At 33.3% G+C, this 19,603-nt stretch carries 20 protein-coding genes and 12 tRNA genes; 27 read left to right on the top strand and 5 right to left on the bottom strand.

Annotation, left to right across the window (positions count from 1 at the left end; all coding sequences use genetic code 11):
- Nucleotides 1-29: 29 nt before the first annotated feature.
- On the top strand, nucleotides 30-476 hold the full coding sequence (locus ACFWTK_RS05600) for a bactofilin family protein (RefSeq protein WP_415875094.1): 447 nt from the start codon (nucleotides 30-32) through the stop codon (nucleotides 474-476).
- Nucleotides 477-525: 49 nt separating this feature from the next.
- Nucleotides 526-738, top strand: coding sequence for a DUF3006 domain-containing protein (locus ACFWTK_RS05595; protein WP_415875093.1), 213 nt, complete (start codon nucleotides 526-528; stop codon nucleotides 736-738).
- Between the two features lie 89 nt (nucleotides 739-827).
- Here ACFWTK_RS05595 and ACFWTK_RS05590 read toward each other — a convergent pair whose 3' ends face one another.
- Together ACFWTK_RS05590 and proB are read right to left on the bottom strand one after the other, a co-directional pair.
- Nucleotides 828-2,084: a glutamate-5-semialdehyde dehydrogenase gene (locus ACFWTK_RS05590; protein WP_061859129.1), complete on the bottom strand. Its 1,257-nt coding sequence runs from the start codon at nucleotides 2,082-2,084 to the stop codon at nucleotides 828-830.
- Between the two features lie 109 nt (nucleotides 2,085-2,193).
- Nucleotides 2,194-3,324, bottom strand: coding sequence for a glutamate 5-kinase (gene proB / locus ACFWTK_RS05585; RefSeq protein ID WP_415875092.1), 1,131 nt, complete (start codon nucleotides 3,322-3,324; stop codon nucleotides 2,194-2,196).
- A gap of 152 nt (nucleotides 3,325-3,476) precedes the next feature.
- On the opposite strand from proB, the gene proC reads away from it, so the two are divergent.
- The 5 genes from proC (at nucleotide 3,477) to ACFWTK_RS05560 (ending at nucleotide 8,576) form a co-directional block, all read left to right on the top strand.
- The gene (proC, locus tag ACFWTK_RS05580; RefSeq protein ID WP_415875091.1) at nucleotides 3,477-4,283 is read left to right on the top strand and encodes a pyrroline-5-carboxylate reductase; all 807 of its coding nucleotides are present in this window, start codon (nucleotides 3,477-3,479) and stop codon (nucleotides 4,281-4,283) included.
- 239 nt (nucleotides 4,284-4,522) lie between these two features.
- Nucleotides 4,523-5,932, top strand: a complete 1,410-nt coding sequence (locus ACFWTK_RS05575; RefSeq protein WP_415875090.1) for an NAD(P)/FAD-dependent oxidoreductase — start codon at nucleotides 4,523-4,525, stop codon at nucleotides 5,930-5,932.
- A gap of 137 nt (nucleotides 5,933-6,069) precedes the next feature.
- Nucleotides 6,070-7,353, top strand: coding sequence for an adenylosuccinate synthase (locus ACFWTK_RS05570; RefSeq protein ID WP_415875089.1), 1,284 nt, complete (start codon nucleotides 6,070-6,072; stop codon nucleotides 7,351-7,353).
- A 64-nt stretch (nucleotides 7,354-7,417) separates the two neighbouring features.
- The gene (locus ACFWTK_RS05565; protein ID WP_415875088.1) at nucleotides 7,418-7,609 is read left to right on the top strand and encodes a DUF1858 domain-containing protein; all 192 of its coding nucleotides are present in this window, start codon (nucleotides 7,418-7,420) and stop codon (nucleotides 7,607-7,609) included.
- Nucleotides 7,610-7,832: 223 nt separating this feature from the next.
- Complete coding sequence (locus ACFWTK_RS05560) at nucleotides 7,833-8,576, top strand: acyl-[acyl-carrier-protein] thioesterase (RefSeq protein ID WP_415875087.1); 744 nt, start codon at nucleotides 7,833-7,835, stop codon at nucleotides 8,574-8,576.
- 137 nt (nucleotides 8,577-8,713) lie between these two features.
- On the opposite strand, the gene ACFWTK_RS05555 is transcribed toward ACFWTK_RS05560, so the two are convergent.
- Nucleotides 8,714-9,952: an NAD(P)/FAD-dependent oxidoreductase gene (locus ACFWTK_RS05555; protein ID WP_415875086.1), complete on the bottom strand. Its 1,239-nt coding sequence runs from the start codon at nucleotides 9,950-9,952 to the stop codon at nucleotides 8,714-8,716.
- 203 nt (nucleotides 9,953-10,155) lie between these two features.
- Between ACFWTK_RS05555 and ACFWTK_RS05550 the strand changes: the two genes are divergently transcribed.
- The 13 genes from ACFWTK_RS05550 to ACFWTK_RS05490 all read left to right on the top strand — a co-directional run bounded on the left by ACFWTK_RS05550 (nucleotide 10,156) and on the right by ACFWTK_RS05490 (nucleotide 12,111).
- The gene (locus ACFWTK_RS05550) at nucleotides 10,156-10,968 is read left to right on the top strand and encodes a pyruvate, water dikinase regulatory protein (protein WP_415875085.1); all 813 of its coding nucleotides are present in this window, start codon (nucleotides 10,156-10,158) and stop codon (nucleotides 10,966-10,968) included.
- Nucleotides 10,969-11,109: 141 nt separating this feature from the next.
- A tRNA-Glu gene (locus ACFWTK_RS05545) sits at nucleotides 11,110-11,184 on the top strand.
- 7 nt (nucleotides 11,185-11,191) lie between these two features.
- A tRNA-Val gene (locus ACFWTK_RS05540) sits at nucleotides 11,192-11,267 on the top strand.
- An 8-nt stretch (nucleotides 11,268-11,275) separates the two neighbouring features.
- Nucleotides 11,276-11,352 (top strand) — tRNA-Asp (locus tag ACFWTK_RS05535).
- Between the two features lie 6 nt (nucleotides 11,353-11,358).
- Nucleotides 11,359-11,434, top strand: a tRNA-Thr gene (locus ACFWTK_RS05530).
- 14 nt (nucleotides 11,435-11,448) lie between these two features.
- A tRNA-Glu gene (locus ACFWTK_RS05525) sits at nucleotides 11,449-11,523 on the top strand.
- Nucleotides 11,524-11,530: 7 nt separating this feature from the next.
- A tRNA-Val gene (locus ACFWTK_RS05520) sits at nucleotides 11,531-11,606 on the top strand.
- 8 nt (nucleotides 11,607-11,614) lie between these two features.
- A tRNA-Asp gene (locus tag ACFWTK_RS05515) sits at nucleotides 11,615-11,691 on the top strand.
- 6 nt (nucleotides 11,692-11,697) lie between these two features.
- Nucleotides 11,698-11,773: transfer RNA gene (locus ACFWTK_RS05510), tRNA-Thr, on the top strand.
- A 14-nt stretch (nucleotides 11,774-11,787) separates the two neighbouring features.
- Nucleotides 11,788-11,862 (top strand) — tRNA-Glu (locus tag ACFWTK_RS05505).
- 6 nt (nucleotides 11,863-11,868) lie between these two features.
- Nucleotides 11,869-11,944: transfer RNA gene (locus tag ACFWTK_RS05500), tRNA-Val, on the top strand.
- An 8-nt stretch (nucleotides 11,945-11,952) separates the two neighbouring features.
- Nucleotides 11,953-12,029: transfer RNA gene (locus tag ACFWTK_RS05495), tRNA-Asp, on the top strand.
- Between the two features lie 6 nt (nucleotides 12,030-12,035).
- Nucleotides 12,036-12,111: transfer RNA gene (locus tag ACFWTK_RS05490), tRNA-Thr, on the top strand.
- A gap of 159 nt (nucleotides 12,112-12,270) precedes the next feature.
- On the opposite strand, the gene ACFWTK_RS05485 is transcribed toward ACFWTK_RS05490, so the two are convergent.
- Both ACFWTK_RS05485 and ACFWTK_RS05480 read right to left on the bottom strand, forming a co-directional pair.
- Entirely contained in the window at nucleotides 12,271-13,263 is a 993-nt protein-coding gene (locus tag ACFWTK_RS05485; protein WP_415875084.1) for an ATP-binding protein, read from the bottom strand.
- Nucleotides 13,256-14,239: a DnaD domain protein gene (locus tag ACFWTK_RS05480; RefSeq protein WP_415875083.1), complete on the bottom strand. Its 984-nt coding sequence runs from the start codon at nucleotides 14,237-14,239 to the stop codon at nucleotides 13,256-13,258. Before ACFWTK_RS05480 ends, ACFWTK_RS05485 begins: the two co-directional genes overlap by 8 nt.
- A gap of 222 nt (nucleotides 14,240-14,461) precedes the next feature.
- On the opposite strand from ACFWTK_RS05480, the gene ACFWTK_RS05475 reads away from it, so the two are divergent.
- The 7 genes from ACFWTK_RS05475 (at nucleotide 14,462) to fabD (ending at nucleotide 19,599) form a co-directional block, all read left to right on the top strand.
- A complete protein-coding gene (locus ACFWTK_RS05475; RefSeq protein WP_415875082.1) occupies nucleotides 14,462-15,235 on the top strand; it encodes a M23 family metallopeptidase in 774 nt (257 codons plus the stop codon).
- Nucleotides 15,236-15,311: 76 nt separating this feature from the next.
- Entirely contained in the window at nucleotides 15,312-15,737 is a 426-nt protein-coding gene (locus ACFWTK_RS05470) for a GNAT family N-acetyltransferase (RefSeq protein ID WP_415875081.1), read from the top strand.
- Nucleotides 15,738-15,910: 173 nt separating this feature from the next.
- The gene (locus ACFWTK_RS05465; RefSeq protein WP_415875080.1) at nucleotides 15,911-16,381 is read left to right on the top strand and encodes a MarR family winged helix-turn-helix transcriptional regulator; all 471 of its coding nucleotides are present in this window, start codon (nucleotides 15,911-15,913) and stop codon (nucleotides 16,379-16,381) included.
- 4 nt (nucleotides 16,382-16,385) lie between these two features.
- Nucleotides 16,386-17,357: a beta-ketoacyl-ACP synthase III gene (locus tag ACFWTK_RS05460; protein ID WP_415875079.1), complete on the top strand. Its 972-nt coding sequence runs from the start codon at nucleotides 16,386-16,388 to the stop codon at nucleotides 17,355-17,357.
- A 26-nt stretch (nucleotides 17,358-17,383) separates the two neighbouring features.
- Nucleotides 17,384-17,611, top strand: a complete 228-nt coding sequence (gene acpP, locus ACFWTK_RS05455; protein WP_415875078.1) for an acyl carrier protein — start codon at nucleotides 17,384-17,386, stop codon at nucleotides 17,609-17,611.
- 106 nt (nucleotides 17,612-17,717) lie between these two features.
- The gene (gene fabK, locus ACFWTK_RS05450; protein WP_415875077.1) at nucleotides 17,718-18,668 is read left to right on the top strand and encodes an enoyl-[acyl-carrier-protein] reductase FabK; all 951 of its coding nucleotides are present in this window, start codon (nucleotides 17,718-17,720) and stop codon (nucleotides 18,666-18,668) included.
- On the top strand, nucleotides 18,661-19,599 hold the full coding sequence (gene fabD, locus ACFWTK_RS05445) for an ACP S-malonyltransferase (protein ID WP_415875076.1): 939 nt from the start codon (nucleotides 18,661-18,663) through the stop codon (nucleotides 19,597-19,599). Before fabK ends, fabD begins: the two co-directional genes overlap by 8 nt.
- Nucleotides 19,600-19,603: the final 4 nt, after the last annotated feature.

The following is a 19,603-nucleotide window of genomic DNA, read 5'->3' as shown; positions in this document are numbered from 1 at the left end:
AAATGTTAATATTAAAGAGGAGTGGTAAAATGGCTTTTTATTCAAAAAAAGATAAGCAAAGTGATGTGATGCAGGATAAATCTGTAGGTACTGTAATAGATACGGATACAGAAATGAAAGGAAGCATAAACTCCAGTGGTATAATAAGAGTAGACGGAAAGTATGAAGGAGATATATGCACAAAAACAGATGTTATAATAGGGGAAAGCGGACAGGTTATAGGTAATATAAGTGCAAATGTAGTTAGTATATCAGGTAAGGTTGAAGGCAATATAAATGCCGATAGCCTACTAGAAATACATTCAACAGGTACTCTAATTGGAGACATATTGGTTAAGAATATATGTATACATGAAGGAGCTATGTTTAGAGGGAAAAGCACTATGATTACAGACATTCCTCATTGTGATTCAGAAAAAGAGATGGTTAACGAAGAGCAGCTTGAAGGGCAAGAAGTTAAGTGTTTACTAGAGTAACTGTTAGTGTAGACAAATAAAAATATTAAAGTAACAGGAGTTGATAAAAATGCAAGGAACTATAGACAGATTTGAAGAAGAATTTGCGGTAGTAGAATTAGAAAGTGGGAAAATGAAAAATATAAAAAGAAGTCTTATTCCAAAGGATGCAAAGGAAGGAGATGTGCTTAATATAGAGGAGGATTCCATTACAATAGATTATGAAGAAACAGAAAAAAGAAAAAAGGAAATTGAAGAAATGACAAAGGATCTTTTTGAATAGTAAAAAATAATCACTAGTCTCTAATCCTAGTGGCTAAGGTTGTATTTCTATTAATAGTGACCAGGAATTAGAAATTAGTGATTTTTGTATTATTCTCTTATTTGCCCTTCTCCATAAATAATATATTTTGAAGATGTAAGTTCTTTAAGTCCCATAGGACCTCTAGCGTGAAGTTTTTGAGTGCTTATTCCGATTTCAGCGCCAAAGCCAAATTCTCCTCCATCAGTAAAACGTGTAGAAGCATTTACATACACAGCTGCAGCATCCACTTCATTTAAAAATCTTTGAGAATTAGCATAATTATTTGTAAGTATTGCTTCAGAATGTTTTGTTCCATATTTATATATATGGTCTAAGGCTTCATCTAAGGAGTCTACTACTTTAATTGATAAAATTAAATCTAAGTATTCTGTTGCCCAATCTTCTTCTGTGGCAGGTTTTACATTATTTATTATAGATTGAACCTTTTCGCATCCTCTTAGCTCAACACCTAAGGAGGTTAATTTTTGTTCTAATTTAGGTAAAAATTCTTCAGCTACATTTTTATTAACAAGAAGAGTTTCCATAGCATTGCATACTGCTGGTCTTTGAGTTTTAGCATTTACAATTATATCTACTGCATTATCTAAATCAGCGGATTCATCAACATATATGTGGCAAATACCTACACCAGTTTGAATAACAGGGACAGTAGAGTTTTTTACTACTGCGTTTATAAGTCCAGCTCCTCCGCGAGGAATTAGAACGTCTATATATTCATTTAATTTCATCATTATATTTACAGCTTCTCTATCTGTGACTTCAATAAGGTTTATAGCACCCTTAGGAAGTCCAGCCTTTTCAGCAGCTTCCGATATTATTTTAGCTATGGTAATATTAGAGTTAATTGCCTCAGAGCCGCCTTTTAGAATTACTGTATTACCAGACTTTATACAAAGTGCTGCAGCATCAACAGTAACATTAGGTCTAGCTTCGTATATCATACCTATAACCCCTAAAGGAACACGAATTTGACCAATTTTTAGATTATTAGGTCTTTTCCACATCTTGATTACTTCTCCAATAGGATCATCAAGAGCTGCTACTTCTCTTAAACCTTTAGCCATAGCATCTATTCTCTTTTTATCAAGAGAAAGTCTATCGATAAGTGATTGGGATAACCCTTTTTCTTTTCCAAGCTGTACATCTTTAGAGTTAGCTTCTAGTATAATATCTGCATTTTCTATTAATGCATCAGCCATAGCTATCAATGCTTTATTTTTAGTGTTGGTATCCATGATGCTCATTTTTCTTGCAGCAGATTTTGCAAGAGAGGCAACCTCTATTACATAATCTTGTATATCCATTTTGATTCCTCCTATCTATATTTATTTATAAATTAATCCTTTAATATGTGCCAATTAATTATATAGTTGTAATTAAAAAACTAAAGCTGCTGAGATTTTTTATAATAATTTAAAATATTACTAAGTTATTAGCATGAATTACTTCATCATAGTTTTTATGACCCAGCTTCTCTTCTATAACGCAGGAATCTAATCCTTTTATTAAATCAATATCAAATGAATTATAATTAGAAATTCCATGACCTATATCTTTTTTCTCTGAATTTAAAATTGAAATAACATCTCCTTCAGAAAAGTTCCCTTCTACAGCAATTATTCCTTTAGGTAGTAAGCTTTTATGGTTATTAATAAGAGCTTTCTCAGCGCCGTCATCTACAATTACAGATCCACTAGGCTTAGTTCCAAAAGCCATCCAATGTTTTTTAGCTTGGAGAGGATGCTTTTGTCCTTGAAAGAATGTTCCTATATCTTTACCGTCCAATATATCACTTAGTACATTAGGAGCATCTCCATTTACAATAACCATAGAGCATCCAGAAGAAGTTGCGATCTTACCAGCATTAATTTTAGTTATCATTCCACCAGTTCCAAGAGAACTTCCAGCTCCATCAGCAGCTGATACTATCTCATCTGTAATTTCATCTACATAGCTTATAAATTTAGCGTTTGGATTTACCTTAGGATTTGAATCGTAAAGTCCATCTATGTCAGTTAAAAGAACTAATAAGTCAGCATTAACAAGGCTTGATACCGTAGCTGATAGAGTATCGTTGTCTCCAAATTTTATTTCATCTACTACTATAGCGTCATTTTCGTTTACTATTGGAATAACCCCTTGCTCTAAAAGAGCGTAGAAAGTATTACTTGCGTTTAAAAATCTCACTCTGTCTGATATATCTTCTCTTGTTAGTAGTATTTGAGCTGCAATCTTTCCGTATTCAGAAAATAGTTTTTCATACATATGAAGAAGTATTCCCTGACCTACAGCAGCTGCTGCCTGTTTTTCAGGAATTGTCTTAGGCTTAGATTTAAGTCCAAGCTTTCCTATGCCTGCTCCAATTGCCCCAGAGGAAACTAATATAACTTCTATTCCACGGTTGTGTATATCGGAAAGCTGTCTTACTAGATTTTCTATCCTATTAATATTAAGCAATCCAGTAGGGTAAGTTAAAGTGGAGGTTCCTACTTTTACTACAATTCTTTTTACATTTTTCAAATAATCTTTTCGGCAATTATTCATATTATATCGACTTATAAACAGTCTATCCCCCTTTTACAAAAATGTTATTATACTACTTTTTTATAAATAAAAGTGTATAATAAGATTATTATTGATTTAGCAAATTATATCATAAAAGTAAACTAAAATTCAATTTTACAGGAGGAATATTTATGGATAAAAGCATAGGATTTATAGGTTGTGGAAATATGGCTAGCGCCATAATAAAAGGAATAGTTAAATCAGAGTTAATAAGTCCTGAGAAAATTATTGCAAGTAACCCAAGCAGCGGAAAACTAAATAAAATAAAAGAAGAGACAGGAATTTTAATTACTAATGATAATTTAGAAGTTGCCAAGTTTTCTAAAATATTATTTTTATCAGTAAAGCCCAATAAATACAAGGATGTAATTTATGAAATAAAAGACAGTATATCTGATGATGTTGTTATTGTAACTATAGCTGCTGGTATATCCATAAGAAACATAGAGGAGTACTTTGGCAAGGATGTAAAAGTTGTTAGAACTATGCCTAATACGCCTGCTCTTGTAGGAGAAGGAATGAGTGTTTTATCTCCTAATGAATTGGTTACGAAAAATGAGATGGAAGAAGTAGAAAATATATTTAAATGTTTTGGCAAGATAGAAGTAATGGAGGAGTCATACATAGATATAGTAACATCTCTTACAGGTTCATCTCCTGCATATGTTTATATGTTTATAGAAGCTCTAGCAGATGGCGCTGTTTTAATGGGACTTCCAAGAGCAAAGGCTTATAAAATGGCAGCTCAAGCTGTATATGGTTCGGCAAAGATGGTACTAGAAACAGGAAAACATCCTGGTGAATTAAAAGATGAGGTTTGTTCTCCAGGAGGAACAACTATAGAAGCTGTATATTCCTTAGAGAAAGATGGTTTAAGAGGAGCAGTTATAGAAGCTATGAAAAAGTGCACAGAGAAAGCTAAAAAAATGAATAGTTAATCCAAAGATTTATTTTTATATGCTAGGCTATATTTTAAGAAGTTATAAGTCTATATGATTTCTTGAAATATAGCCTATTTTTGTAATAAATATAGATGCAATGAAGTAAACTTAATTTGTGGTTAAAATAATATGTGGTAATACGTCACGAATAATTATAATAAATTATATAACATAATTCGTATTTTGTATTGACTAACCACTTATGCTTTGATACTATGAATAAGGGGTGATTAGTAATGAAAAATAATTATGATGTTATAATAGTTGGAGCAGGACCAGCAGGCATATTTACTGCTTTAGAGCTAACAAAGCTAAATTCAAATTTGGAGATTTTGATAATTGATAAAGGTAGAAATATAGAAAAAAGAACTTGTCCAGCTAGGATTACTGGTAAATGCGTAAACTGTGATCCATGCGGCATAACGTTCGGATGGTCAGGAGCAGGTGCCTTTTCAGATGGTAAGCTTTCTTTAAGTCCAGAGGTTGGTGGAAGATTACTAGAGTATTTTTCAGAGGAAGAAGCACAGGAGTTAATAAATTATTGTGATAGTATATATTTAAAATTTGGGGCAAATGAAACTGTTCATGGCTTAAATAATGAAAGAGTTGAAGAAATTAAGTATGAGGCAAGTAAGCATAATATTCGTTTAATTGAATGTCCTGTAAGACATCTTGGAACAGAGCTTGCCTATAATGTTTTAAAAGGAATGTATGATCATCTTATAAATAATACAAATACAGATTTTAGTGATTTAAGCGAAGCTAAAGAACTTATTGTTGAGGATAGAAAAGTAACAGGTATTGTAGTAAAAACTAAAGATGGAGATAAGGAGATTAGAGGTAAGTATATTGTAGTGGCTCCAGGACGAGGAGGAGCAGAATGGCTTTCAAAAGAGGCTAAAAAGTTAAATATAAACACTAAGAATAATGCTGTAGATATTGGGGTTAGAGTTGAAGTTCCTAATTCTATAATGGATCATTTAACAAAGGATTTATACGAAGCAAAGCTTGTATACTATTCTGATACCTTTGATAATATGGTAAGAACCTTCTGCATGAATCCAGGTGGAGTTGTATCAGAGGAGCATTATGATGATGGAATTGCAGTAGTAAATGGACATAGCTATTCTCAAGAAAAGCTTAGAACAGAGAATACTAATTTCGCTATGCTTGTATCTACTTCATTTACAGAGCCTTTTAATCAACCTATCGACTATGGTAAGTATATTGCTAAGCTTGGAAACATGCTTACAGGAGGACCTATAATGGTTCAAAGACTTGGAGATCTTTTAAATGGAAGAAGGACAGATGAATCAAGGCTTAAAAAGTCTACTACAAGACCAACTCTAAAGGGAGCAGTACCAGGAGATTTGAGTTTTGTACTTCCTCAAAGACATTTAACATCTATAGTAGAAGCTTTAAGGGCATTTGACAAGATAGCACCAGGTCTTTACAGCAAAAATACACTTCTATATGGCGTAGAAGTTAAATTCTATTCAAGTAAATTTGATACCGATAATAATTTTGAAACAGAAATACAGAATTTATATACCATAGGGGATGGGGCAGGTATAACAAGAGGACTTATGCAGGCTTCAGCTACAGGTGTAATAGTTGCAAGAAGTATTGCAAGCAAAGAAAAATAAAGATTAATTTATAGAACTATGTAAATACATGCTAAAATATATTTGATTGATATGGTAAATACTATAAGATAGATAGTTTAGAAATAAGAAAGAAGCATACTCATATTTGAATTTATAAACGAAAGAGAGGAAAACTAATGTCAGCCTTTATAGTATTAGGAGCTCAATGGGGGGATGAAGGAAAGGGCAAGATGACCGACTATCTTGCTGAAAAGGCAGATATTGTAGTTAGATTCCAAGGAGGAAATAATGCTGGACATACCGTTGAAGTTGGAGATAAACAGTATAAACTTCATTTAATACCTTCAGGAATATTATATGATGATAAAATCAATGTTATAGGCAATGGTGTTGTTGTTGATCTAAAGGCTCTATTTGAAGAAATAGATTACCTGGAAAAAGAAGGAGTAGAGGTTACTCCAGATAAGCTTTTAGTAAGCGACAGAGCACAGCTTATTATGCCTTATCATAAAATCCTTGATGGACTAAAGGAAAAAGCAAGAAGAGAAAATGACATTGGAACTACAGGAAAAGGAATAGGACCTTGTTATACAGATAAGATGGAAAGATGCGGAATCAGAGTATGCGACCTTATGCATAGAGAAGTATTCAAGGAAAAGCTAAGACAAAATATAGAAGATAAGAATGCTATAATAAGACTTTATGGTGGAGAAGTTTTAGATTTTGAAGATGTATATGCTGAATATATAGTATATGCTGAAAGAATAAAGCCTTATGTTAAAGATATATCTGTAAGATTATATGAGGAAATAAAAAATAATAAAAATGTGCTATTTGAGGGAGCACAGGGATTTTTATTAGATATAGATTATGGAACATATCCTTATGTAACATCTTCTAATACTATAGCAGGTGGAGTATGCACAGGAGCTGGAGTTGGTCCAACTGTAATAACTGGAGCTGTAGGAATAGCAAAATCATACACAACAAGGGTAGGTAAAGGTCCTTTCCCAACAGAGCTTACAGATGAAATGGGAGATATGATAAGAGAAAAGGGACATGAATATGGTGTAACAACAGGAAGGGCTAGAAGGTGTGGATGGCTTGATCTTGTGATTCTAAAGAGTGCTGCAAGAGTTTCTGGACTTACAAGCTTTGCTGTAACAAAGATGGATACTCTTGCTGGTATTGATAAGATAAAAGTCTGCACTGGATATAAATTTGAAGGTAAAATTATAGACTACTTCCCAGCTTGCTTAGAAGATTTAGCAAAATGCGAACCTATATATGAGGAGTTTGATGGATGGGATGAGAGCATTGCAAATGCAAAAAGTTATGAGGATTTTCCCGAAAATGCAAAAAAATATTTAAAGAGAATAGAAGAGTTTACAGGAATAAAGATTTCAATAGTGTCAGTTGGTCCTGAAAGAAATCAAACTATAGAAATAAATGAAATTTAAGCTTTATTAATTCCGACAGGTTTGGTATAATATATTTTGAAATTAGTAAAGCGAGGTGTTAATAATGAAAATCACTAAGGATATGACAATAGGTGAAATAGTTAGAAGTTTCCCAAGCAGTGTTGAAATATTAATGAGCTTTGGAATGGGATGCGTAGGATGCCCTTCAGCTCAAGCTGAGACTTTAGAAGAAGCTGCTATGGTTCATGGCATGAACACAGAAAAATTATTAGAAGCATTGAATCAAAACGCTTAATATATAGATAGAGGCACTAAAGTCTTGAAACTTTAGTGCCTCTATTTAATTTTTTGTATAAAAAAGTTAAAATTATTAATTAAAATTTTACATATTATACTATTGAATATTATGGAAAATAATAAATGCAAAGTATATAATAGGAATATCTATACAATAATTAAACAAAAGAATTGAGGTACTAAAAGATATAGCTTCTAAATTTAAAAAAAGGAGATAGACTATGAGCAGAGTTATAACAGAAAAAGAATATGAAATACACTATTATGAGGCAGATTATAGAAAGCAAGCACTTATGACAAGTTTAATAGATTATTTCAATGATGTTGCAACCTTTCAAAGCGAAGGATTAGGTATTGGAATTGACTATATGAAAGAAAAAAATATGACTTGGATTTTATACAAGTGGGACATTAATGTAAAAGAATATCCTAAGTACGGAGAAAAAGTCATTGTAAGAACAGAACCTTGTGCAGTAAAGAAGTTTTATGCATACAGAAAGTTTTACATATTTAATATGAAAAAGGAAGTTATTGCAACTGCAAGTTCTGTATGGCTTTTAATTGATATAAGAGAGAAAAGGCCTTTAAGAGTAACTGCTGGTTTAATAAAAGCTTATGGGTTAGACGATGATAATCATGAAATTTTGAAAATAGATAAGATAATTAAGTTAGATAAAGAAGAAAGTTCTTTAGAATTCAAAGTGAGATACAGCGATATTGATACCAATGGTCATGTTAACAATGAAAAATATGCTGCTTGGCTAATAGAGAGTGTGCCAATTGACATTGTTTCAAACCGTACTCTTGCAAATATGAAGATAACTTATAAGAAAGAAACTAAATATGGAGAGAATATAAATGTGATAACTGCATCTAAACAAGTTGAAGATAAAATAGTATTTTCTCATAGAATACTAAATGAAAACGGTGATGAGATAACATTAGGAGAAACAACTTGGAAATAAGTTTATACATTTTATAAAGAAGCTTTGATATTTCTGGCTTTAAAAACCATAAACTTTCTAAACTCTATACATTTAGACAATAGAAAGTTCTTATAGTGTTCTAAAGCCAGAAATAAAGAGATTAGGCTTTTGTTAAACTAAAAATTTTCTGCTGCGCTTTTGCCTGCTGTGAATCCAGACGCCCAAGCCCATTGAAGATTAAAGCCTCCGCAGTCGCCATCTACATCCAATATTTCTCCAGAAAAATAAAGATTAGGGACAATTTTAGATTGAAGGGTATTTGGATTCACCTCAAGAGTATTTACCCCTCCAGCTGTCACTTGAGCGTTATTAAATCCATTTGTTCCTGTAACCTCAAACTCCCAGGATTTAAGAAGTTTATATATAGCTTCTTTCTCATTCCAATTTAACTCCCAGCAAGGTTTATGTATATTATCTACGCCGCTTTCTTTCAATAAAATTGGAATAATCTTTTTGTTTATTATGCCTATAAAAGAGTCATGTACGCTTCTGTAGCCAAATATACCCCAGTGAGTTTCTAAAAAGTCTTTTAATTCATCAATAGATAGATTAATAAGCATATCTACCTTAAGAACAACCTTTTCTTTATTAAAAACAGCTTTAGAGGCATTTCTGCTCAATTGAAGTATAGGAGGACCTGATATACCATAGTCAGTAAAAAGAATTTCTCCAAATTCTTTTTGAACTGGTTTGTTATCTATAAAGAGTTCTCCAGAACCTTCAAACTTAATTCCAGATAGAGCTTTAAGTTTATTATAGTTTAACTTTAATTGGACAAGGGCAGGAATAGGTTGTATAATGCTGTGACCTAACTTTTTAGCTAAAGAAAAGCCAGAACCATCAGAACCAGTATTAGGAGCTGATTTCCCTCCACAGCAAAGTATTAATTTACTGCATTCATAAGTTTCATCCTGAGAGGCGGTATATAGTTTAAAACCCTTTTTTGATGCTTTAATATCGGTAACCTTGGAGTCTAAGTAAACAGGAATATTTCTTTCATCCAGGGAAGATTTTAAAATATCTATAACAGAAGAAGCCTGTAAGGACATAGGATACATTTTCCCTTGATCTAAAGTAATTATAGGAAGTCCTATCTCTTTAAAAAGTTCTCTAGTGTTAGAGGCACCAAATGAATCTAATACAGGCCTAAAAAAATTTATATTATCGCTGTGAAAACGTGTAGGGCTTATATTTTCATTGGAAATATTGCATCTTCCGTTACCAGTAGTTAAAAGTTTCTTTCCTATTCTATTATTTCCTTCAATTATGGCAACATCCGCACCTAAATTTTTAGATGTAATAGCAGCTATAATTCCAGATGCACCGCCGCCTACTACAATAACATCATGTTTCAATGCCATCGCTCCTTTTTATGTAGTATCTATATAATTTTATCACATATAAATAATTTTAACCTGTCAACTTATATTGAAAAAATAAATAAATTAATTTGTTAAAGCATAAAATAATAAAAGTAAAAATTGTTGAAATATACTGAAAACAGGTTTATTATTTCAATATAAGGTGCTTAAGAGTAGAATAATAGGGGGTATCGTTAATGATAACTTTATATGCAGTATCAGATTCAATAGGAGAAACAGCAGAACTTGTAGCTAGAGCTTCTGCAAATCAGTTTAATGATGATATAAAAGTTGAGAGAGTTCCATATATAAAAACTCCAGAAGATGTTATAAAGTTTATAGATAGTGTAGATGATCCAAGAAATTCAGCCATTGTATCTACTATAGTATTAGTTGATGTAAGAGAATTTATGGTTGAAAGGTGCGTAGAAAAAGGAATAAATATAATAAATATACTAGGACCATGTATAAGTACTTTAGCCAGAATGTCAGGAAAACAGCCAGAATATAAACCAGGGGCTGTATGGAAAATGGATGATGAATATTTTAAAAAGATAGAAGCTATGGAATTTGCAATCCAATATGACGATAGTAAAAGTTACAGCGGTATAAAAAACGCAGATGTTGTACTAATAGGGCTTTCAAGAACATCAAAAACCCCTTTATGTATGTATTTAGCTAATAAAGGCATAAAGGCATTAAATATACCTCTAATGCCAGAAGTGCCATTGCCAGAAGAAATATATACTATAGATAGAAAAAAGATAATTGGATTGACTATAGATCCTTTAGCTCTTATGGAAATAAGAAAGCATAGACTAGATAAAGTTAAAGCAGGATATAAAAGTATTGAATATGCTAATGCGGAGAGAGTATTACAAGAATTAGAGTATGCAGATAAGGTTATGAGAAAATTACGCTGCAAGGTTATAGATATAACTAAAAGAGCTATAGAAGATACAGCACTAATAGTGCTTAATAGCATAGGATATGGGCAAGATAATAAATAAGAATATGCGATATAATGATGTGGAAATAAAAAACACAAAAAATTTGTACAAAAAATGTTGACACTTAGGAAATATTAAGGTATTATATACTTCGTCGGGTGTTACAAGTAGGCTCTTGGGACTCCTGATGATGTATAATATGGCTCCTTGGTCAAGCGGTCAAGACACCACCCTTTCACGGTGGTAACAGGGGTTCGATTCCCCTAGGAGTCACCATTTTTGTGGGCGCATAGCTCAGCTGGGAGAGCATCTGCCTTACAAGCAGAGGGTCACAGGTTCGAGCCCTGTTGTGCCCACCACAAAATATGGCCCAGTGGCTCAGTTGGTTAGAGTGCCGGCCTGTCACGCCGGAGGTCGAGGGTTCGAGCCCCTTCTGGGTCGCCACAATAAGCTGGCATGGCTCAATTGGTAGAGCAACTGACTTGTAATCAGTAGGTTCCGGGTTCAAGTCCTGGTGCCAGCACCATTAAAAAATAATATGGCTCCTTGGTCAAGCGGTTAAGACACCACCCTTTCACGGTGGTAACAGGGGTTCGATTCCCCTAGGAGTCACCATTTTTGTGGGCGCATAGCTCAGCTGGGAGAGCATCTGCCTTACAAGCAGAGGGTCACAGGTTCGAGCCCTGTTGTGCCCACCACAAAATATGGCCCAGTGGCTCAGTTGGTTAGAGTGCCGGCCTGTCACGCCGGAGGTCGAGGGTTCGAGCCCCTTCTGGGTCGCCACAATAAGCTGGCATGGCTCAATTGGTAGAGCAACTGACTTGTAATCAGTAGGTTCCGGGTTCAAGTCCTGGTGCCAGCACCATTAAAAAATAATATGGCTCCTTGGTCAAGCGGTCAAGACACCACCCTTTCACGGTGGTAACAGGGGTTCGATTCCCCTAGGAGTCACCATTTTGTGGGCGCATAGCTCAGCTGGGAGAGCATCTGCCTTACAAGCAGAGGGTCACAGGTTCGAGCCCTGTTGTGCCCACCACAAAATATGGCCCAGTGGCTCAGTTGGTTAGAGTGCCGGCCTGTCACGCCGGAGGTCGAGGGTTCGAGCCCCTTCTGGGTCGCCACAATAAGCTGGCATGGCTCAACTGGTAGAGCAACTGACTTGTAATCAGTAGGTTCCGGGTTCAAGTCCTGGTGCCAGCACCAAACAAAAAACCTTAAGCAAAACGCTTAAGGTTTTTTTATTGTCTATAAATAAAACCGCTATAGCATTTAAGAAAAACCACCAGCTAAGCTGGCGGTTATTTATTCTAAACTCCTAAACTCTTTAAACTTCTCCACTTGCGCTTTGCGCATCCACTGCTCTTATAGATTTTGTGACTTAATTTTATTTAAGTTTATTTTTACTCTAATGTCTTCACCATAAAATTTGCATAAAGTGAAGTTGCCGAAAAGCCTTGATGTTATTCTTTCAGAATAAGTCTTTGATAGTTCTTCTAAAGTATAGTTAGTAGAAACTATCATTTTCTTTTCCTTTAGAAGTCTTTTATTTATTAAATTAAATAATTCTGTTTTAGTAAAATTACTTATCTGCTCAGTTCCTAGGTCGTCGATAATTAATAAGTCACAGTTTACAAGCAAGTCTTCCATATCTGTATTGTTTTCTATACGGACTTCTCTAAGATTTTTAATCAGTTCTTCAGCAGTTTTATATATGACCAGTATACCTCTATCTAAAAGTTCCTTTGCTATGCAGTGGGTTAAAAATGTCTTTCCAGTGCCTGAGTTTCCATAGAATAGAAGGTTATCCTTAGAATTTGAGAAAGTCTCAATAAAGTACATACTTGTTTTCACTATTCCTTCTATGTTTTTTCGTGGGCTCTTTATATTATCACGGCTGCGCACTGATGAATAGTACTCATATCTAAAATTATTAAAATTATTAGTCTTTAGTATTTGATTTAACTCAGAACTTTTATAGTATAGTTTTACCAAATTTTGTTTATAGCACTGGCACCGATTAACTCCAATAAATCCTGTATCCTTACATTTTTTGCATCTGTATCGCATGTTTAAATAGTCTATATCATATCCGTGAGACACCAAAAGTTCCGATTTAGCTATTCTAAGGTCTGTTAGCTGTTCCTTAAGATTCTTTAAATACTCTTCACGATTTTCTATAGGTTTAAATGAACTTATAGAAATATGTACGCAAAGTTTGTTTATCTGCTTGTCGATGTCTTCAATCTTTGGAATAGCTTTATATATTTCTTCTTTTCTTTTTTTTAAGGCTGTTTCTTCTTCACGCCGTATATTTTCATACATATTCATTATTTCAGAATGATAACCCTTAATCATTAACATCCCATCCTAATAGTTTTTTCTCTAGATCCTCATAATCATAAGAGCGCTGCTCATAATTATTAAAGGAATCATTTTTATTATTGCCATTGTACTTATTTTTCTTAAAGTTAGGTTTTAACTTATCCTTCTTTTCTATATCTTCAAGAGTTTTTATATCATGGGTAAACCAGTTGTTTAGTATGCCATCAATATACCTAAATTCAGCTTTATTTAGCCTTTCAAAACAAATGTCACAAGCTTTATATATGATTTCTAAAGAAAACTTATAAACATTTAGCCATTTATCAATCATCTGCTCTTGAGGTTTCATAACATCACTGCTTTGAATACCTAAATATTTTAGTATCTTCTTAATGTTAAGCCATTTATCCTCATGCATTTTAATAAAGGATTGAGCATCATCCACAGTCTTTATTTTTGAATCATGCCAAGAAATAGCTATCTTTTCTATATATCTATAGTCTCTTTTTCCTTTAGATATACTGTATTGAATCAAAAGAAGAAGCAGCTCAGGAGTAAAATTATAATCCTTAAGCCAGCTTAAATACATAGTCATTTCTTTATTGGAAAGAGGTCTAGCAAGTAATTTTTCAATATCCTCCATCATATCCTTTATGGCTGTATTTTTTAGCTCTGATAAAAGATTTACTTTATCATCAGACTCTATATTTTGAGCATTTAAGTCTAAAAACTCTATGGAGAAATTGCCCATATTATCAATTTTACTAATCTTTATTACACCTTCATCATTCCAATAATTCCAAGCATTCATAACATCGCTTTCTAGAAGATGTAAGCTGCTTGCTATACTAGATGAATTAATTCCTATTTCGCCAGATAGGCAATAACGAAGTCCAAGAAGGTATACCTTTATATACTCTCCACGAGCTTTAGGCATAAATTTGTCTATGAACACATTACTTATGGGGGTATATTCTATATTTGTATTTTTGAACATGAATGTACTCATGCAATCGCAACCTTTCTTTTTTATAAGCACTATATATGGTATATATAATATTTAATTATAACAAAATATGGTTTCTTTCTCAATGAGCTAGAGCTTATGCTTATAAAATTATCTTAGAATTATATTATATACGAAACTTAGGATAAGTTAAATTACAAAAATATGATTAAAACTTGAGAATATAGGGAATATTAGAAAAATGTGAAAGGATGTGTTATAAACTTGAGTTATGACAATAAACAGAAAAAAATGCTAAGCTACATAGTTATAATAATCACTATAGTTATATGTATATCTTTTTATGGATATTACAGACCAAATGCCTACGAAATAAAAATGAATGATAAAATTAATTTTTATGTAAAAGATAAAGAAGAATTTAAAACCCAAGTTAGCAAAATTCAAAGGGATTTAAGAAAAGAATTTGATGATTTTAAACTTAAAGACAAGTTCACTTGGACTAAAGTTCATATTGATTATAAGGATTTAACTCCTGAAGAGGATATAAAAAATACTATATTAGAAAACAATAAACAAACTTTAAAAGCATTACAAGAAAAAAAGGAAATAGAAAAACTACAAAAGGAAAAAGCAAAAAAGGCTTCAAATAATAATCCTGTTTTAGCTAGCAAGATAAAGTTTCTTACACCTTGTGAGGGAACAGTTACATCGAAATTTGGAATGCGATGGGGAAAGATGCATAAAGGTATAGATATAGCAAATGTAGAAGGCTCTCCTATTCATGCTGCTTTAGATGGAAAGGTTAGCTATGCAGGATGGATGGAGGGTTATGGAAACGTAATAAAGATACAGCATAATAACGGTGTAGAAACTACATATGCTCATTGTAAACTTATAAGGGTAAAAAGCGGAGAGCAAGTTAAAAGAGGTCAATTAATAGGAGACATGGGTAGTACAGGAAGAAGCACAGGACCTCATATTCATTTTGAAATAAGGATTAACGGTGTACCTCAAAACCCATCTAATTATATATAGAATATTGAAGAAGAAATAATTTAGTGATATGTTTATATTATTATGCAAGTTTTAAATGAAATAAGGGGGGCATAGCATGACTAAAGTTGTATGGGTTAATGGAAATAGGGGAATTGAGGATGCACTAAGTATAAGACGTAAAGTATTTATAGAAGAGCAAAGTGTACCTGAAGAAATAGAAATAGATGATATAGACAGTTTTGCAGAACATATAATAATTTATGAAGATAATAAGCCTATAGCTACAGGGAGAATTTTTAAAAGAGATGATAATTTCTTTTTAGGAAGAATTGCAGTTCTAAAAGAATACAGAGGAAAACATTTTGGGGAAATGACTGTAAAAATGCTTGTTAAGAGAGGACTTGACAAAGGAGCTGAGAAAATTATAATACATGCTCAGACTGCTGTAGAGGAATTTTACAAGAAGTTAGGTTTTAAATCCTTTGGAGAAAAATATTATGAAGCTGGAATAGAGCATATAAATATGATTTTTAAAAAGTAATATTTATGATAATACAGGGCTATGTTTTGAAATTTGTCAAAACATAGCCTAAAAAATTGATTGACAGTTTTTTATTTTTTGTATATACTTTGATTATCAAAATATTTGATTATCGAAGTAAGTTTTAATAAAGTGTAAATATGGACGTTAGTTAGAAAGAGAAGTGATATGTGATGGATAGACCTATAAAGAAAATACTAAACGAACTACTAGTAGATACATTCAATGAAATATTGACAATTGAACAAACTGCTTTAAAGTCTGGCAAATTAAATGATTTATCCGTGACAGAAATTCACACAATAGAAGCTATTGGTATGTATACAGCAAGAACCATGTCTGAGGTGGCAGCTGACCTTGGAATAACTGTAGGAACCTTAACCACAGCAATAAATAACCTTGTAAAAAAGGGATACGTAGAAAGACAAAAGGATGAAAAAGATAGAAGAGTAGTTAAGATAGTTCTTACAAGAACAGGCAAGCTTGCTTATAGAGTTCATGAAAAGTTCCATTCTGATATGATTAAGGCTACAATAGAAGGCTTATCAGAGGATGAAGAACAAGTTTTAGCTAGAGCCTTAGGTAAGTTAAATGATTTCTTCAAAAATAATTATCTAACAAAAAATGAATGCGAAAAGGAATAAAAATATGTTTGAAGTTAAAGTGCTGGGTACTGGAAGGTATGTTCCAGAAAATATTGTTACAAATAATGACTTATCAAAGATTGTAGATACCAGTGATGAGTGGATTAGAAGTAGAACTGGTATAAGTGAGAGAAGAATTTCAAAAGGAGAAAATACCTCTAAGCTTGCTGCAAAAGCTGGAAGAAAGGCACTGGAAAGTTCCAAATTGAAGCCAGAGGATATAGAACTTATTATAGTATCAACGGCTACTCCAGATAACTTTACTCCATCTACAGCATGTATGGTTCAAGAAAAACTAGGTGCTGTTAATGCTACTTGCTTTGATATAAGTGCAGCATGCACAGGATTTATATATGCAGTAGGAATTGCATCTCAGTTTATAAAGACAGGACAAAGTAAGAATGCTTTAGTAATTGGAGCTGAGGTTTTATCTAAGATAATTGACTGGGAAGATAGAAGTACTTGTGTATTATTTGGAGATGGAGCAGGAGCAGTTGTTCTTGAGAGAAGTGAAGAAATAGGACTAATATCTCAATATACAGGTTCTGATGGAAGTGGAGGCAAGTTCCTAGAATGTGGTACAGTACCTTTAAAAAATCCTTATTCGAAAACTGATATGGATTTTAAAAGAAATTTGTCTATGGAGGGAAGAGAAGTATTCAAATTTGCTGTAAATGCAATGATTAATTGCATAGATGAGGTTCTTAAAGATACTCAATATACTTTAGATGATATAGATTATGTTATTCCCCATCAGGCAAATTTAAGAATTATTGATTTTGTAGCTAAGAAGCTGAAGTTAGATAAGGATAAGTTTTATATAAATTTAGATAGATATGGAAACACATCTGGGGCAAGCATTCCAATAGCCTTAGATGAAATGAACGAAAAAGGACTTTTAAAAAAAGGGGACAAAATCATTATAGTGGGCTTTGGTGGAGGACTTACCTTCGGAGCACATTTAATAAAATGGTAATTATATAAAATACGGGAGGCGTTATTATGTTATTTGAAAAGGTTAGAAAGATTATGGCAGAACAATTAGGAATAGGTGAAGAGGAAATAAAGTTAGAATCAAATTTCCAAGATGATTTAGGAATAGATTCCCTAGATATATTTGAAGTAATAATGGAACTTGAAGATGAATTTGATGTACAAATTCCTAACGAGGACCTTGAAAACTTAAAGACTGTTGAAGATTTAGTAAACTATATACAATCAAAGTGCTAATAGATAAGTGCTAATAGATAAACTTAAGTAGAGAATAGTAAGAGGAGTTTCATAATCAAAAACTAAAGACTGCAGCATAGCAGTCTCTTTTTAATAGGAGGTAAGTATGAGCAGCAATAGTTTATTTGAAAAGTTAGGTATAAGGTATCCAATAATCCAAGGAGCAATGGCTTGGATAGCTGATAGTTCATTAGCAGCAGCAGTTTCTAATGCAGGAGGTCTGGGAATTATAGCAGCAGGAAACGCTCCTGTAGAGTATGTTAGAGAAGAAATAAGAAAAGCTAAACAAATGACAGATAAGCCTTTTGGTGTAAATATAATGCTTTTAAGTGATAATGCAGAGGATATAGCTAAGCTTGTTTGCGAAGAGGAGGTAAAAGTTATCACAACAGGTGCAGGAAGTCCAGGAAAGTATATGGAGATGTGGAAGAGCCATGGAATTACTGTAATACCTGTAGTAGCGTCAGTGGCTCTAGCAAAGAGAATGGAGAGAAGTGGAGCAGATGCTGTAGTTGCTGAAGGTTGTGAAGCTGGCGGACATATAGGAGAGCTTACAACTATGGCTCTTGTGCCTCAAGTTGTTGATGCAGTGAATATTCCTGTAATAGCAGCAGGAGGAATTGGAGACGGAAGAGGAGTTGCTGCTGCATTTATGCTTGGTGCTTCAGGAGTTCAGGTTGGAACAAGATTTTTAGTTGCAAATGAGTGTACAGTTCATAAAAACTATAAAGAAAGAGTTATTAAGGCTAAGGATATTGATACTGTAGTTACAGGAAGAGCTACAGGACATCCAGTTAGAGTTTTAAGAAATAAATTAACAAGAGAGTTTAATTTGTTAGAAAAAGGAGAATTCTCATTAGAGAAGTTTGAGGAATTAGGAAAAGGTGCGCTTCCAAGGGCAGCACGTGATGGTGACATTGAAATGGGATCAGTTATGGCTGGACAGATAGCAGGGCTTATAAAGAAGGAACAAAGCTGTAGGGAAATAATAGAAGAAATTTTCGCTGAAGCAGAACAGGTAGTTAAGAATGTGACATTGGGAGGTTATTATGAATAAGGTTGCTTTTATATTCTCAGGTCAAGGAGCACAATATGTTGGCATGGGAAAAGAAGTTTATGACAACATAGAAGAAAGCAGAAAGGTTTTTGAGGCAGCAGATGAGGCATTAGGGTTTTCTATAAGCAAATTGTGTTTTGAAGGCAGTAAAGAGGAATTAGATAAGACTGAAAATACTCAGCCTGCTGTTGTAACAACAAGTATAGCTTTATTAAAGGCCTTAGAAGGAAATGGAATAAAAGCAGATGCAGCTGCAGGACTTAGCCTTGGAGAGTATTCTGCATTAGTGTACAGCGGCGTTTTTAACTTTGAAGATGCAGTAAAGCTTGTGAAAAAAAGAGGAAGGTTCATGCAGGAAGAAGTGCCACAGGGAGTTGGCATCATGGCAGCTATTATAGGTTTAGATAGGGAAAAGGTTAAGGAAGCATGTATTGCTTCAAAGTCAGAAGGAATTGTAGAAGTTGCTAACTTTAATTGCCCTTCTCAAATAGTTATTGCTGGGGAAATAAAAGCAGTAGAAGCAGCTTCATCTAAAGCAAAAGAACTTGGTGCAAAGAGAGTTATGCCTCTTTCAGTAAGTGGACCTTTTCATACATCTATGCTAAAGGGTGCTGGAGAAAAACTTTATAAGGAGCTTGAAAAGGTAGAGATTAATGATATAGGTATTCCTGTTATGACAAATGTAACAGGAGATTATATAAAGGATAAAAATGAGATAAGAGACTTGTTAAGGAAACAAGTATCTAGCTCTGTATTGTGGGAAGATATAGTAAACAATATGATAAAGGATGGAATAAATGTTTTTGTGGAAATAGGTCCAGGAAAAGCGTTAAGTGGATTTGTAAAGAAGATAGATAGAAGTGTTAAGGTTCTAAATGTAGAAGATTTAGCTTCACTAAATAAGACAGTGAAAGAACTAAAAGGAGTGTAAATTA

Source organism: Clostridium sp. (assembly GCF_047777555.1).
Taxonomy (GTDB): Bacteria; Bacillota; Clostridia; order Clostridiales; family Clostridiaceae; genus Clostridium_H.
The sequence above is the reverse complement of the archived record's forward strand: the minus strand, read 5'-3'. Positions and strand labels throughout refer to the sequence as shown.